The 14322-nt window shown below is 38.9% G+C and carries 13 protein-coding genes; 4 read left to right on the top strand and 9 right to left on the bottom strand.

All coding sequences use genetic code 11. The features are described 5' to 3' along the window. Positions 1-201 precede the first annotated feature (201 nt). Complete coding sequence (locus tag B2O97_RS04910; RefSeq protein ID WP_286767048.1) at positions 202-1458, bottom strand: FecR family protein; 1257 nt, start codon at positions 1456-1458, stop codon at positions 202-204. 11 nt (positions 1459-1469) lie between these two features. Next, positions 1470-2036, bottom strand: a complete 567-nt coding sequence (locus tag B2O97_RS04905; RefSeq protein WP_286767047.1) for an RNA polymerase sigma factor — start codon at positions 2034-2036, stop codon at positions 1470-1472. Between the two features lie 291 nt (positions 2037-2327). On the opposite strand from B2O97_RS04905, the gene B2O97_RS04900 reads away from it, so the two are divergent. Next, positions 2328-2894 (top strand): MauE/DoxX family redox-associated membrane protein, encoded by a 567-nt coding sequence (locus B2O97_RS04900; RefSeq protein WP_286767046.1) that lies wholly within the window; start codon positions 2328-2330, stop codon positions 2892-2894. Positions 2895-3052: 158 nt separating this feature from the next. Beyond that, complete coding sequence (locus tag B2O97_RS04895) at positions 3053-3376, top strand: hypothetical protein (protein ID WP_145330263.1); 324 nt, start codon at positions 3053-3055, stop codon at positions 3374-3376. Positions 3377-3440: 64 nt separating this feature from the next. On the opposite strand, the gene B2O97_RS04890 is transcribed toward B2O97_RS04895, so the two are convergent. Genes B2O97_RS04890 through B2O97_RS04875 form a run of 4 tightly spaced genes read right to left on the bottom strand, consistent with a single transcriptional unit; the run spans position 3441 to position 10455 of the window. Next, positions 3441-4790, bottom strand: coding sequence for a RagB/SusD family nutrient uptake outer membrane protein (locus B2O97_RS04890; RefSeq protein ID WP_145330265.1), 1350 nt, complete (start codon positions 4788-4790; stop codon positions 3441-3443). A gap of 19 nt (positions 4791-4809) precedes the next feature. After that, positions 4810-8007, bottom strand: a complete 3198-nt coding sequence (locus B2O97_RS04885) for a SusC/RagA family TonB-linked outer membrane protein (RefSeq protein WP_145330267.1) — start codon at positions 8005-8007, stop codon at positions 4810-4812. Continuing rightward, on the bottom strand, positions 8000-10066 hold the full coding sequence (locus B2O97_RS04880; RefSeq protein WP_145330269.1) for a TlpA family protein disulfide reductase: 2067 nt from the start codon (positions 10064-10066) through the stop codon (positions 8000-8002). Before B2O97_RS04880 ends, B2O97_RS04885 begins: the two co-directional genes overlap by 8 nt. Before the next feature lie 14 nt (positions 10067-10080). After that, positions 10081-10455 (bottom strand): hypothetical protein, encoded by a 375-nt coding sequence (locus tag B2O97_RS04875; RefSeq protein WP_145330271.1) that lies wholly within the window; start codon positions 10453-10455, stop codon positions 10081-10083. Between the two features lie 615 nt (positions 10456-11070). Between B2O97_RS04875 and B2O97_RS04870 the strand changes: the two genes are divergently transcribed. Then, positions 11071-11661 (top strand): hypothetical protein, encoded by a 591-nt coding sequence (locus tag B2O97_RS04870; protein ID WP_145330273.1) that lies wholly within the window; start codon positions 11071-11073, stop codon positions 11659-11661. 7 nt (positions 11662-11668) lie between these two features. Then, positions 11669-12340, top strand: a complete 672-nt coding sequence (locus B2O97_RS04865; protein ID WP_145330275.1) for a hypothetical protein — start codon at positions 11669-11671, stop codon at positions 12338-12340. A gap of 198 nt (positions 12341-12538) precedes the next feature. Here the strand turns inward: B2O97_RS04865 and B2O97_RS04860 are convergent, their stop codons facing one another. The 3 genes from B2O97_RS04860 to B2O97_RS04850 are packed head-to-tail and all read right to left on the bottom strand — an operon-like array spanning position 12539 to position 13841. After that, positions 12539-13249: a hypothetical protein gene (locus B2O97_RS04860; RefSeq protein WP_286767045.1), complete on the bottom strand. Its 711-nt coding sequence runs from the start codon at positions 13247-13249 to the stop codon at positions 12539-12541. Further along, positions 13246-13563, bottom strand: a complete 318-nt coding sequence (locus B2O97_RS04855) for a hypothetical protein (protein WP_286767044.1) — start codon at positions 13561-13563, stop codon at positions 13246-13248. Before B2O97_RS04855 ends, B2O97_RS04860 begins: the two co-directional genes overlap by 4 nt. Further along, positions 13554-13841 (bottom strand): hypothetical protein, encoded by a 288-nt coding sequence (locus B2O97_RS04850; RefSeq protein WP_145330279.1) that lies wholly within the window; start codon positions 13839-13841, stop codon positions 13554-13556. The genes B2O97_RS04855 and B2O97_RS04850 overlap by 10 nt, the downstream gene beginning before the upstream one ends. Positions 13842-14322: the final 481 nt, after the last annotated feature.

Below are 14322 nucleotides of genomic sequence, written 5' to 3'. Positions count from 1 at the left end.
CGTCCCCTATTCGGTATAGTATAATACTAAAATAATACTACATCAATAATTCCAATATAGTATAGCTATAGTGGCAGGCAGATCAAACTTGCTCTTAAAGCCCAACTGTGCTATCATAGAATTGGTACCTTTGTAATAACTACAATCTTAAAAAACTCATTTGAATATGCCCGTCTGAACTAAAAGTTAAGATAAACTCCCTTATTTCATCGCCGTACGACTTTCCTTATGATCTTCAGGGCAAAAACTTATCATCCCTTTTTTCTCGTACATTAACACCCCAGCGTCGCGTATCATAGCATAGACCTTTTCCCGATTGGTCCTGTAGCACACAGTCGTACTTATGAGCTTATTCGGTATGCAGTTCATATTTTTGACCGTAAATCCATGCCAGCGGCTCATCTGCCAGACAAACTCTGTCAGTGGGACATCTTTGTATTCACGTACAGCATTCGCCCATTGCGAAGCTTGTTCAAAATCCCCGTTCTTTAAATAAAATAGACTATCCCGTTGTACTTTTTCACCTTTAGGTAAATAGGATTTGATAACCACAGCTTCATCCAAACATTGAAGCTCCTTACTTTTGTATGATCTACGATCAGAGACAAGCACCTCTCCATGTGATACCGTTGCCCGCGTAAACTGGGCATAAGATGCTAATTCAAACCTTCCGTAATCACTCGAAATTTTTCCATTGCTAGTTTGTATTACCATCACCCCCCCAAACAGTTGGCTAGGTATGTCTATAAGCACCTCGCCCTCGATAAACAGATGTGTACTATCTCCTCCTTGCGTCAACGGATAACGAAGGGTTGATTGGGCATTTAGCCGGACCCGCATACCATAAGAGAATTCTATAACACATTGCTGACGAGCAGCTGTTCTGATCACGATAGCCGTATCTTTTGTATTTATTTCCCGCCCGCTGGATGATTTATCAAATTCCAATACCCCCTCGGCGGTCTTGGCGAGCGAAATACCGTTTAAATCAAGCAATACTCCGGTTGCATTCGTATCCAATCGAATGATAGATGAATCAGCAAGCATTATTGTACCTGCAGATTCAGACAACGGTATTTCCGTACCAGAGGACATACTAGCACATTCCAGACCGATTTCAGCCCTATAATTCCTGTGTTTTAACATGACAATTACAGCCGGTAGCAAAAGAAATAAAACTGCTGCTGCAGCACAACGCCACCATAATTGCCGTTTCTTTTTTTTAGCTAACTGATCTCCCGCAGCCTGGATCTGTTCAAAATCAGGCCGCCACTCGATGGATAATTCGTTTGACCGATTAGTAGACATTTCTTCGATCACCTCGGCAATCATTGCATCAAATTCCTCTTCACTAAAAATTTTCTCCGCTGCTTCTAATTGATCGGATTCTGTAAAACTGATACTCGCGTCCATACGCTTCCTAATCAGTTCCTTTACATATGTTCTGTTGTAAATCATTTCACCTTGTATTAAACAAATAAGCCCATAAGATCTTTCAACTTTTTTCGGATCACCTTCAGTGCCCTAGACAATTTATTTTTCACCGTCTGTTCTGCCATTCCATAGGTTGCCATTAATTCCTTGTTACTCCTACCCTCAAACTTCGATTTAATGACGAGCTCCCGATCCTGGGGAGGTAATTCCTCACAAGCCTCCAAGATCAGCATCTCAAGTTCGTTATAGGCAAATATATCGTCTGCGCATTGACCACTAGCCATGTCCAGGCCATTATCGAGAGAAATCTTATTATATTTTGCCTCATCTCTAATGTAATAAAGAGCTTTATTTTTCGCTACGCGCTGCATCCAATATACGGGTGCTTCTAGCTTCGCGACCAATTGCCTTTTTTCCCAGATTACGATTAATGTCTCATTTAATACATCTTTGACCAGATCGTCATTATCATAAATAAACCGACGGATATACTTTTCCAGACTCCCGCCATAATGCGCAAAAATCTGCTCAAGCGCTGCATTAGGCTGTGAGTCTAATAATTGAAAAAAGTAACGATCGTACGTATTTGTTTCTTTTGCCATTCGTCTACCCTCTCTAATATCATTTTGATAAAATTATAAACTTAAAAATCAGATACTTATAAAAATTACAGCGTATTAGCAGGTACGAACTAGCCTTTATTGCTAGTAGTATATAGAAGAATTAGAAGATTAGATTTTAAATCATTAATAAAACAAAGATAATAAAAGCCATATAACAAACCAAGAAAAATAATTTACAATATACTGATTTACAAATAGTTGAATTCAAAATTCAACCCGATACTCTTATGCTTCTTTTATAGATTAGAAAAGACAGTAACAACAAAAAAAATGAACGCAAGAACAGCACATATCGCAATGGAAAGTATCCGAATCGCATTTATGGTCTTTTGGATCTATGTAGCTATAGACAAGCTCATGGAACCCAGCGCATTCCAAGCTGCTCTTCTCCGGCAACCGTTACCAAGCAGCTGGGCAAAACCTCTTTCTTTGACACTTCCTGCTATTGAGCTCGCTACCGGAATCCTTTTAGCCGGTCGGTATAAAAAAATAGGATTACTGCTATCTATAGCTTTATTATCCTCTTTCAGTGTCTATATTGCATTGGGACTACTCAATCTATATCCGCAGAAACCGTGTGGCTGCGCATCCGTATTTGAAAGTTTGTCGTGGGAATGGCACTTGGTGGTAAATATGGTCCTTTTTACGTTATCCATATTGGGATGGTACTTGACTGGCCCAACCAGCCCCATGGAAAGGCACAAGAAAAGGAACCTATCAATTGGCTTTACCTTTATACCGCCCATTCATTTAGGTATTGTCACACTCTGTCTTTATCACACTTCTCAAATACGCTTTCCGCGAAAATTTGCACTATTCCCGGCTTGGCCGGTATAGAAATAAATTATGACACGTGATGGACAGCCCGTAAAAATCGATCCCGAGGTATAAAACAGACTGAAGCGCCTCGTTAAAGCAAAGATTCAGTCATTAATAAAAAAATTGAGTTTTTTGTGGAGGTAAACTTTTTTTGCTCTTATAAAAAAGGCCTCGGTATGAAAGCAATATCTTTCATCAAAAAGCATGCAACGGTGATGTTAGCCGGAGCTGCAATAATTGGATTCTCCAGCTTCAAGATTGCTGAGAACTATAATAAAGCTGGTTTAATGTGGTACCCTGTAGATTCGTCTGGAAATATCTCCAGTACGGGGAGTACTTCGCCCACGAGCGACTGTAGCGAGGAAGAACTTCCAATTGTCTGTGAAATACAATTGGAATCCAACTCAAATGGCACACCTCCAGCTACGCATATCAATGATACAGAACTGAAAGGAGGTTCTGTCCCATTTAATGATGCAAAATTCCGTAACGAAGATTAATCAATAACGGATAATCAGCTATCTCCCGCCTCGTAATATGTGGGAGATAGCTGATTAGAAATAATTAATTCTGTTCGTACTTACCCAGGTCAACTACAGCTTTTGGAATCGGCATTGCATATCGTTCACTATTCGGTTCCAAGATATAAGTACTGCCTTCAACACTCCTTGTAATTGTTCGCGCAGTTTCTTTATCCAAATTAAGCCGTTTCAGATCCGACCATGCAATACAGCGCAAAAGCAATTCCTTTCTTCTCTCCAAGAGTATCCGCTTCAATAGCTCGGCGTTTGGCAAATCCTTTATAGGTTGAAAGTCCGAGTAACGATTTATCAATAAATGATTGAGGTCCGCCAGACTCTTGTCTGCATCACCCGTTCGCAAATATGATTCGGACCGAATGAGATAAAGTTCATCTTTTGCAAGTCCTGCAAAGTAAACACCAGATCCTATATAAGAACCCTTAAAATTGTAAATACCGTTTTTCAGGTTAAAAAAACCTTTCTTGCGAAGGTCATTGTCTTCATAAGTTTTCAACAGTTCTGCGTTTACATCAATACGAGTATCCGAGATAATCTGCGCATAACTCATGGAAGCATAAAAAATCACTTCGGTATTATTTTCTTTAAATGGGTAGGCCAAGGAAAGATTCAATTTGTTGTAATCCAAAAGTGTTCCGTCAATCTTTATGGCCTCGTCACTATGAACTAAAGCTTCCTTATAGTCTTGCATAATTAGATTAACTCTTGCTAGCATCATAAGTGCCGACTTCTTATTGGGCTGATAAATGTTTTCAGAGTTTTTATCTAATAAGGATACCGCTTCTTCCAAATCCGTCTTAACCAGCATATAAGTTTGTTCTAGCGTTGAACGGTCTAATTTTACATCGAGATCAGTTCCCTCTCTCAATGGCAGACCCCGCTTACTTTTATTCTGTTCGCTGTAAGACATGCAATATACTTGTGCCAATTGAAAGTAAGCCCATGACCGGAAGAATAGTGCCCTGCCGCGAATATTATTAAATTTATTGGTATCGGTGGTTTTATCATTTTTTGACAGGATGTCCAGCGCCAAATTAGCGTAATAGATTTGCTGATAAAAGTTACCCCAGTTTTCCAGCCCAACGTTATCAATAAAAACTTCATCTCGCCAGAGGTAGGCGTTCGCCTGCCATGGAACCAGACTCGACCAATAACTAGGTGGAACCACAAAATCTCCTGCGGCAATATCGCCCAGCGGCGAGGCTCTGCTGGCATTCATGATAGACGTTCTATTAAGAATAGCTTCTGCATCTACAAGGGTGCTCGGTATGACCAATCCTTTGGATGACCGGATCTCCAGCCATTCTTTTTTACATCCCTGCATAAGGATGGAAAAGAAGACGAAGAGTAATGTTAGTGTATTTCTAGCTTTCATGATCTCTGTTCATTTAAGGTTAATAGCTCATTTTAATTCCAAGAGAAAAAATACGTGGTGAAAGGTAATAAGAGGCAGACGGATAATCGGGGTCCAAACCCAGCTTATTTTTGCGCCACAAGATTCCGACATTGTTTAAATACCCATAAATTGATAGATCCTTTATCTTGAAGCGATTATGTAGCAATTTAGACAGCGAATAATCTAGTCTGATATCGCGCAGGCGTATATGATCTCCTTTTTCTGCCAATATCTCAGACTGCGTATACACGATATCTCTGTTCGCAATATTTGCAAAAGGATTTGACGGTACATTTGTCACAGCTTCATCACCCGCTTGCTTCCAACGATTGAGATAATCTTCGTGCATGCCTTTGCCATTTGTCATCAGCAAGCTGTATTCCACTGAATTTCGTCTGAAATAGTATCCTAATTTAAAAGCGATATTGAAACTCAGGGTTAGGTCTTTCCATCTAAAATTATTTCTCCAAGCCCCAGTCCAGATGGGCACACTGCTGCCATGGTTAACAAGGTCATTCATTGATAAACTATTTATATATTTGGTATACTCGGTATTCCTTACGCCATCATTGATCACCAAGGGATTGCCGGTAGTATGATCAAGACCGAACCAAGGCAAGCTATACAGCGCATCCAGTGACTTATCTTTTATTGGACGCTTATCCATACCCGTTGTATAGCCCATTACAGTAATAGTGTTGTCACCATAATAATCGGTCACCCGGTTGCTAGTTTTCGATAACCAAAATTCATTGGACCATTTAATTCTGCTGCCTATTTCTCCATAGCCCAAAGTCAGATCCATTCCAGCAGTTTCCATTTTCGCATAATTACGTTTTAACTTAGCCTGAGAACCTCCATAATACACTGTGGGATCGATAAGATCAATACCGATAAGATCATCCGATTTCTTTCGATAGTAATCCACTGATCCTCTAAATTTTCCTTTGATCCTGAAATCCATTCCCACATTTAACGTCGCCACTTTTTCCCAGCGCAGATTTTGATTACCTGGCGATGTGACCAAGGCCTGCTGTAAATTGGTCGATGAGTTGACACTATATGACACTGTAGGATAGGCAGTCATACTTCGGTCAATATTACCGTTCTTGCCATAGGAAACACGCCATTTCAGTTGCTGAACAACATCGTTTTTAAAGAAATTTTCGTCGCCCATATTCCATGCTAAACCAACAGACCAGAGCGGAATACCCTTTTGGTTGGTATTGACGCCAAACAGATTGGAAGCATCCCAGCGCACACTCCCCGACAACAGGTATTTAGATTTCCAATCATAGCCCAAATTGGCATAATAAGACAGGTATCGATCAATATTTTCTTTAAGCGTACTCATCGGAAAAGGAATTCTTCCGGAAGACTGCGGGCGAAGTGGATAAACCTTAGTATAATCAAGTATCATCTGTGATGTTAACAATTCATCATTATAGCCATACAGTGTGTAATCATCCAGCTTAGTGACCACTTCACGCTGCTCCATGCCTGAAAGAAATACAACACGATGAGATCCAAACTGACGATCGACATCAAGCTGCAGTCTGCCAGACTTAGAGGTCAGTTGCTGCCGGCTCTGACTGAGTATATCTCCATAAGGAAACACCCGGCTCCCATCGGCCTGTGTATAGCGATTAACCAAATTCCGTACATAATAAGCATCCTTTTTCTCCAGATTGCGATAATTGGTCGATGCCATCAATGACTGCAGATTGAGAGACAAGCGTATTCCTTTGACAATTCCATAATTGATCGCTAAAGACCACCTATTCTCATTCATGCCGGAGCGCTTACTTTGAAGATTGAGCTCATCCAATGGTCTATAGTTCCAGTCTAGCAATCCTGAAGTTGGAGCTTCCGCTACATATTCTAAGTTATAATCCCTTAGAACAGGTGCATTTCCGTCCTCCTGCTTCAACGACATATAAGGATAGAGGTAATCAAAATTTCTAAAATCCACCGTGTTAGCCACATTGTTATTTGCAATAAAGCCGTATCCAAAATCAAACTTCAGCTGACTTATCGGATAATAACTGACTGAAGATGAAAAGGTGGTTCTTTTTTGACTATTGCCAATATCATGGAGACGCTGTCCATCCCATCCGCCAGAGAAAAAATAACTGAGATCCGAAGAACCGCCCCGCATATTTACATTGTATTGCTGCAAAAAGGAAGACCTATAAAGGTACCGCTTCGCCTCATCGCGCAGATCTATCTGTGCGGCACTACGTAATCGCTGGTCCAGATCGGTATCGCTAATCTTATTATTCCTATGCTGATATAGCCATGTAACCACCGGCGACAATGGAGATTTGCTCGCATCGCTATACCGTGCATCATATATTCCCTTTTCAAAAAAAACTTTCTCCAAATCAATATAGTCCTTGGCATTAATAAAATCCTTACCATACGTCAAATCCGGTCTAGGAGAAAAAGAATTAACTGCATTTAGGCTGACTGTCAATGGCTGATCTCTCTTTCCTTTTTTTGAAGTCAGCACAATAACACCATTTGAAGCCCTTGCACCCCATATAGACGTCGCAGCCGCATCTTTAAGCACCGTTATTGATTCAATATCGTTAGGGTTGAGCCCATTGATATCACCGTCATACGGAAAATTATCCAATATGATCAAAGGAGAACCATCGGCATAGATTGTATTGGTACCACGAAGGCGCATAGCAGTCCGGTTATTATCGCTGTTCATCTGACCTATTTTTCTTTTGTCGAACTGAAGTGAAGGAGCAATATCTTCCAATCGATCCAGTATCGCCGAAGAAGTATTCCGCTGCAATGTCTTTCTATCGATAAAATCAAAGCTACCTGTAGCACGCTCCTTTGGTAATGAATAATAACCGGTACTGATCTGCACCTCCTCTATCATTACCGATTCGGGCATCAGACTGACCAACACATTTTTCTGTTCACGCTTAATAGCAAGCTTTTTTGCTTTATACCCAACCGATGAAATCCAGACCGTATCGTATGTCTTTAAAGAAAAAACAAAAGCACCTTCGCTGTCCGTTTTTGCCAGTACCAACGAATGATCGGCCTTGATAGTGGCCCCTGCAATACCTTTCTGCGTCTTTTCGTCGACAACTCTCCCTTTAATAGATGATTGACCCTTGGCAGTAAAAAATGTAATTAGAACGAGGAAAGCAAGTATACAATAACGATTAATCATGATCGCCCCTCCTTTCTATCACCAGCATAGGCAAGGCTATTGTATCTCTCTTTATCCCCAGGCCGTAACGTTGCAAAGCAGCATCAACTGCGCAGAGGTTTTTTGTATCAGCGTAAAGATCCATGCTGACATTCCCCGCATAACCAGTAGCATCAGTAACAGGCAATTTATCTTTATAATTATTATCGGCTAGATAGGAAACCAAAGATTGCAGAGGTCTATTGACCAAACTAAAATAGCCCTTGTCAGCTTTTATTTTTCCTGTAGCACCACTCTTACTGTAGCATTTTTTGAAGACAGCTGCATCCCGAATATAGAGACACCAAGCTTCTACCCTGCTTGTCGCAACGTAGGATCGGGCATTAAATTTTAGTTCAAGCAATTTAGCTAGATCCAATTTTAATAGATCTGTCTTCTGTTGTTCGTCCAGCATCTCGTTACTTTTAAGATAATAGCAATATAAATTGGAACTTTTCCAAGCTCTTAATGCATTTTCCTTTTCATACTTCTTTGTATTGATAAGCTCTACCGGCAATTCCATCCAATACCGCGTTGAATCTGCTACGTTCCATATGACCCGATTACGCATCCCTACGAAAGGAATTTCTTTACGATTCGCATAAAGCAAAAGACCTAAAACAGAATGATTGTATAAAGTCAGCGAATATTTTGTATCGAATTTTGCAAAAACACTGTATGGCAAAGACTTAGCAAACACACTACTTAATATCACCTGTCCAATTCTATTTGAGTCTATATCCGGCTTAGATAGATTACGTAGTTCCTCGCGACTTATTTCCGCATTCTTTGGCAGCAATTGAACAGGTTTGTTGTGCACCAATTTATTTATATTGGCAACGGAAGTGAGGTTTCCATCTGTAATATAGGCTACCCGACCATCTTTGATCCAGATCTGATGAGGGACGCTTACATGGGGAAAATATTTTCTCAGGAGAGAATCTGCGTAGATGGAAGAAAAACCAATATTATTCTGTTGTAGTATCCGGCCTGCTGCATGTGCATCGTTTATGGTAACGGGTATGACTACCGCATTAGTATCTATCAGTGTTTGACTGGCCGATAACTCTTTCAGTTTACGAATGCATGGTGCACACCATACTGTCCAGAAATCCAGAATAAGAAGTTTCTTGCCGCGATACTTCTGCAATGTTATTGTTTTTTCAACTTTAGTGTGATCGATAGTCTTCAATGGCATATTCCATAATTGATTTTCAATAATGCTCCCTACTTCCAGCGATTTGATTGAAAGCCCATCGGCCCCGCTGTCCTTGCGGGGCGTCTGAGCTGATAAACTAAACATAGAAACAAAACATAAAAACATCCATGTTAAAACCATGCGATACGCACGCTTATAATATGCAACGAATAAAAAGCATTTTAAAGCCCGCTGAACAACTAAGCCTATTGATCCAAGCAAAGTATTGGCTCGAAACTCCAAAGCCTTACAGATCGACTTAAAGAACCTTAAAACAGATCGTTCAGATTCTACTCCATAAGTCAATCTAGACTCTCCCACCTGCTGAAAAGCTTGCTTTTGTTGGGTGGGACTTGTGCAATCGTTTAGTTGTCCTTGTGTATAACAAGGGCTTAGCAAGGGTGAACCTAGGGTCGCGCTATAGTCAAGCTTGTGTGTTTCTTGTGCGAACGTATAGTCAACCGTTAAATAACCAATAACTACCGAATTTCTACGTTTCATCGGATTTTCATCGGGTCGGCATCGGGTTTTGATCGGTGTGGCCCGATGAAATCCCGATGAAAACTCGATGCCAATAGCATGAAAGGCAGAAGCTGGGGCGAAGTTGGGCAGACAAAAGTCCGAAGAAGCCTCCATCTTTATTAGGTTTTGAAAGTCGCTCGTGTAGCGCTTTTTTAGCAGGATCGAAATACCTTTAAAGTACGTTTTTCCTTGTCTAATTTTCTTGCGCAACAGATGTGTAAATAGTACTATATCTGTGCTTAAGTACTGCTTGACAGGTACTTGAAAGATATAGGTTATATAGGCCTTTAAAAAGGTTATTAATTTTAGGGTATTCATCATTTTTTTGTTAGTGGTTACTTCGATAACCGACCGAAAAACTCAGCGACCTTTCTGCTCAACTCTAGCTCTTTTCCGATGCGCTCTTTTGCTTCTGCAGACAGCTGTACTGTACTCAGGTCTATATGGTGATGATTGGCGATACAATAAGCAATCAATACGCGATACAAGGCAGTTGCAAATTCTTGTATTTCCTCATCTTTCAGAAGCCTATTTTTCTTCACGTCACCATCAACATAAGCAATTAATAGTTCCGAAGTATTAGCAGATACAGTCTCCAGCGCATAGTGATTCCAGAATGTCTCAATCTCCTTTATAGGGTCATAATCGAGGCAATGGACATCATAAATCATACGATCAAAAGCAAATTGTAGCGCTAAAATCCTGTTCATTTTTCAGTAGATAAATCATAACCGAAAGTACATAGCATGCCCCTTCCGATCGAAATCAGCTTTTTATTGGGAGCCTGATGTTACTCAGTTCACATTAGTAATAATTAATTCATTCTGGGAGCCAGAGCGCGTTTGATTGAGGGATCACAAAGGTGTATAATATTGGCGTTACGCGTTCCATGGCGAGAGAAGCCAAATCTTATTTGGCCAAACCAGCCGAGCTACTCGGGGGCAGTGATGATGTTTTTTGATCTTTGTTTTTTGTTCATAACTCGTTTATTGGTAACGAGTCTTGTCGGTAGGTTTCCTAATGATAAATGTGGGGCTACAAACCGTACCTGAAATAAAGTTCTCACGCCTTACACAACACGGATTTACAGTAGCGCCCACATCTATCTTACATGCAAATATAGCATAAAAGTATAGACGTGGGTATTTAAACTACTGCCTTGCGTTGTGGCGTGAGAAATTACAGGCGCAAGACTCTTGATTTAAACACCTAAACTATAGATGACTGATCTAATATCTTTCTAAAACAAAGATAATAAAATAGAATTTAAAAATCAAATTATTTAAGACATAAAGCATAAGGATATCTTATTACTTCCTTTATTTATGGCTACAAATATTTGGTTTTTATTTCCTATAGAGCTTTATTTGATTATACAGGTAAGACGTATAAGATTAGATTTAAATATCGTTGCAGAAGAGCTTTCAAACTTTTTAAAGAAAGGAGAGAAATATATTGGACATATTGAAAGTCGTGCACATAACTCAAAATACAATGATGAGATTTTGAGTGAAATTGCTATATACTTTTCTCAAATTGCAAAAATGAGGCAACAAGAACTTAAGGATTCAGGAGATAGCTCTATCATCAAAACAGATTACAGGATATATGACTTCTATCCCGCAGAAATTTTATCTAATGATAAAGTTCTCAAAGAAGTTCCTCCTATCCCACCTGGTGCGGGTCCAGCGCCTACCCTAAATGCGTTAATGGAAGACCAAACTTTTTTCAGAAAAGCAAAGACCCTAAATGAAATTGTGATTAAAGCCAATGAAGTCCAAAATCAAAATTGGGAAGCAAAAGACTTTACCCGTCCATTAGAACGCGCTGTAAAGGGCAACGGTAAAAGACTCAAAATAGTGCTTAAAGGAGACCTTAATACATACATCCTTGTCAGTAAACACAAAAAGGATTAGTATCTTTGTGGTCAAAGAAATGGCCAATTTTATGCAAGTTGATCTTAGATTTGAAATAACTAACATTACTACAATGCCACGAATAGAGGTCGAAAAAATGCTCAATGTATTTCTTTTGAGGAAGAAAAGAGGTTATAGTCAATTCGAGCTATCTTTTCTCATGGGCCAACGCGACTTTTATGTTCGTGACGCTGAAGATCCCACCCATACTTTAATTTACTCCGTGCCATTTAATAATATATTCCGTGAGATTTTCGATTGTAGCATTGAGCAAATAGTTCCAGATATAACTCAAATAGATTATACAATTCAAATATCTGTAGCAAGGAATGAATCGGCTCCAGTTGTTTATAAAGCTGAAAAATTCTTCAAAGATGGTCGAACAGAACTTTTAGGCGACTTATCTGCTGAACGAAAAGATGTATTACTTCAATCCCCAAGTATAATATCGGAACAATCTGTTAAAGATTGGGTATTTCATCAAATTTCCACAGGATACTTTAACGAAAATAAAAATGCGCTACAAATTCTCAAAGACTATGAGAAGGAACTTGGTAGCACAATACGTCCATTGTTTCTTGCGAATGCATTAAAGGCATGCAAAGGTACAAAAGGAACACCTAAACTGACAAGTAAGAAAGATGAGAACGGGCGGTTTGTTTACCAGAAAAGTAGTTAATAAAAATATCTCCTCAAAATATCGAACATCTAAAGTTACCATAGAAAATAAATCCCTAAACCGAAGTTCTTTAGAAAACTAGGGTTTATTAAGATGCATTGCTCTTTATCATTTTCAAATTTAGCATACGAAAGAGATCTGATAGGTTTTAGGGAAAATACAAAAAAAACCTAGAGTCTTAGTCTAGGCTTTTATATTCTAGTTTTTAATAGGTCTTGCTGGTAATATTCTTAATATACGAGATTTTTCCATTACACCACACTCTCCATTCGATCTAATATAGATTTCGACATCGTCTCCTCTTCCTTTGTCCATCAAAGGATAATTTGTCGGAACTGAAATTTTAAAAGTATATTTATCTACCTGGGTGGTAATTAGATGAGGTGAATCTACCGACCAATTTACGTTTGTATAATCCATACCAGGTTCTGGTTTAAAATAGAAGTAATTATCATTCCATCCTTGCTTGATTCCAACTGGCCCATCTATTGTACCTTTCATTTCAGAACTTACTTCAATAGGATAATTGAATACTTTTCCCTCATAAGTTGATCTAAGGATGACCGTTCCTACAGCATTTCCAATCCTAATGACTTTCCACTGATTATTCCCTAATGATGTCAATGTAGCAATACCAGCTGCGTTTTCAAGAGTTACTTTATAAGGATTTGTAATTGTGTAAACACTTTCTCCACATGTGGAATTTGATCCGCTAAAACTGGAAGCAGGAATTTCATCTGGATTAAGAGCAAAAGGCCTTGTGCTAGCGTAATACCACTCGGTCCATCCATTTGTAGTCTCAGGGTCAGGATAGCCTTCTTTATAATATCTCCACCTAGCTTGCACATCCACAACTGGATTACTAACTGTCACAGTATTTGCTGGAACTGTAAAATCTTTCTGAATCATTTGTGAAAATGTTCCTCCAGACGGCCAATCAGCATTAGTGAAGGAGCCGTTACCAAAACAACCTCCTGATTATCTTTATAGTAGAATAACTTAGCTTCTCCTTTCACAGGTAAGCCAGACCAAGGGGCAATTGCTGGTTTGGACATCATGAAATAAAATCTCATAGCGGTAGGAGCATTATATTTTAAAAATATGACGTTTCCTTTAAAAGAAACGTTTGTAAGCCCAGCCGATTCTAACCTAATTCGTTGTCCAAATCCTAAATTACATAAGGAAATAAATAAAATTGCAATAAAAAATCTTCTTATTTCCATAATTTGCCAGCTTTAGCGGTTCTTAAATCAGTGGCAAACTTGTCCATATTCATGGAAAAATTGAGATAGTCTATGTTCAAGGTGTGAGTCTTTGAATTGTAGTGAATACTGTCTTTTGGTATATTCAGTATTTTCGAGGTAGTGGTGTAAACAAAGTCTTTTCCGAATTCTTCGCCATCAATTACAATAGTCTCTTCTTTAGGTTTTACGGCTTCTTCTTTCTTACACGCGCTAAAGCCTAGCCCTAGCAGTGCAATAAACATCAAATATCTTTTCATTTTTATATAAGTTTGCAAGCATACTAATTTTAAATACATTTTATATGCCTATTGGTTAATTCTACACAAAAGTGTGTACTGATAAACCGTACCGAATATTTTAATCGGAGCTTTTAGCTATTTAACTAGAATCATAAAAAATAAGAGCTACTTATTTTTTCAACCATTCGGTAGAGATGTTGTAATGTACATTATTTACTTTTTTTGGCCTTCCTAACAACAAAATGATAATTTTCAGAAAACTATCACTTTCGAGATCTATTATTCAAATATTCTCTTGAATAAAACAAACCTAGTCACCTTTATTAAACTAAACATGGATGAAACAGGATATTATAGAAAGCACAGTAAAATAATTGGGATTTCCTTGTGTTTTTTGATGAGCCAGAAAATATGTCGGGGCTCAACCCCAAATTTTTCCAATAAAATTAAGTATGGATATCCCTGCTATTTATAGCGAAAAAAAGCGGCAATTTCTTTC

This window comes from Sphingobacterium sp. UBA865, assembly GCF_002295765.1.
Classification (GTDB): Bacteria; Bacteroidota; Bacteroidia; order Sphingobacteriales; family Sphingobacteriaceae; genus Sphingobacterium; species Sphingobacterium multivorum.
The sequence above is the reverse complement of the archived record's forward strand: the minus strand, read 5'-3'. Positions and strand labels throughout refer to the sequence as shown.

Coding starts and splice junctions, on each gene's coding strand:
- B2O97_RS04910 (WP_286767048.1), bottom strand. CDS start 1,458: ATGATTTACAACAGAACATATGTAAAGGAACTGATTAGGAAGCGTATG.
- B2O97_RS04905 (WP_286767047.1), bottom strand. CDS start 2,036: ATGGCAAAAGAAACAAATACGTACGATCGTTACTTTTTTCAATTATTA.
- B2O97_RS04900 (WP_286767046.1), top strand. CDS start 2,328: ATGAACGCAAGAACAGCACATATCGCAATGGAAAGTATCCGAATCGCA.
- B2O97_RS04895 (WP_145330263.1), top strand. CDS start 3,053: ATGAAAGCAATATCTTTCATCAAAAAGCATGCAACGGTGATGTTAGCC.
- B2O97_RS04890 (WP_145330265.1), bottom strand. CDS start 4,790: ATGAAAGCTAGAAATACACTAACATTACTCTTCGTCTTCTTTTCCATC.
- B2O97_RS04885 (WP_145330267.1), bottom strand. CDS start 8,007: ATGATTAATCGTTATTGTATACTTGCTTTCCTCGTTCTAATTACATTT.
- B2O97_RS04880 (WP_145330269.1), bottom strand. CDS start 10,066: ATGATGAATACCCTAAAATTAATAACCTTTTTAAAGGCCTATATAACC.
- B2O97_RS04875 (WP_145330271.1), bottom strand. CDS start 10,455: ATGAACAGGATTTTAGCGCTACAATTTGCTTTTGATCGTATGATTTAT.
- B2O97_RS04870 (WP_145330273.1), top strand. CDS start 11,071: ATGGCTACAAATATTTGGTTTTTATTTCCTATAGAGCTTTATTTGATT.
- B2O97_RS04860 (WP_286767045.1), bottom strand. CDS start 13,249: ATGATTCAGAAAGATTTTACAGTTCCAGCAAATACTGTGACAGTTAGT.
- B2O97_RS04855 (WP_286767044.1), bottom strand. CDS start 13,563: ATGGAAATAAGAAGATTTTTTATTGCAATTTTATTTATTTCCTTATGT.
- B2O97_RS04850 (WP_145330279.1), bottom strand. CDS start 13,841: ATGAAAAGATATTTGATGTTTATTGCACTGCTAGGGCTAGGCTTTAGC.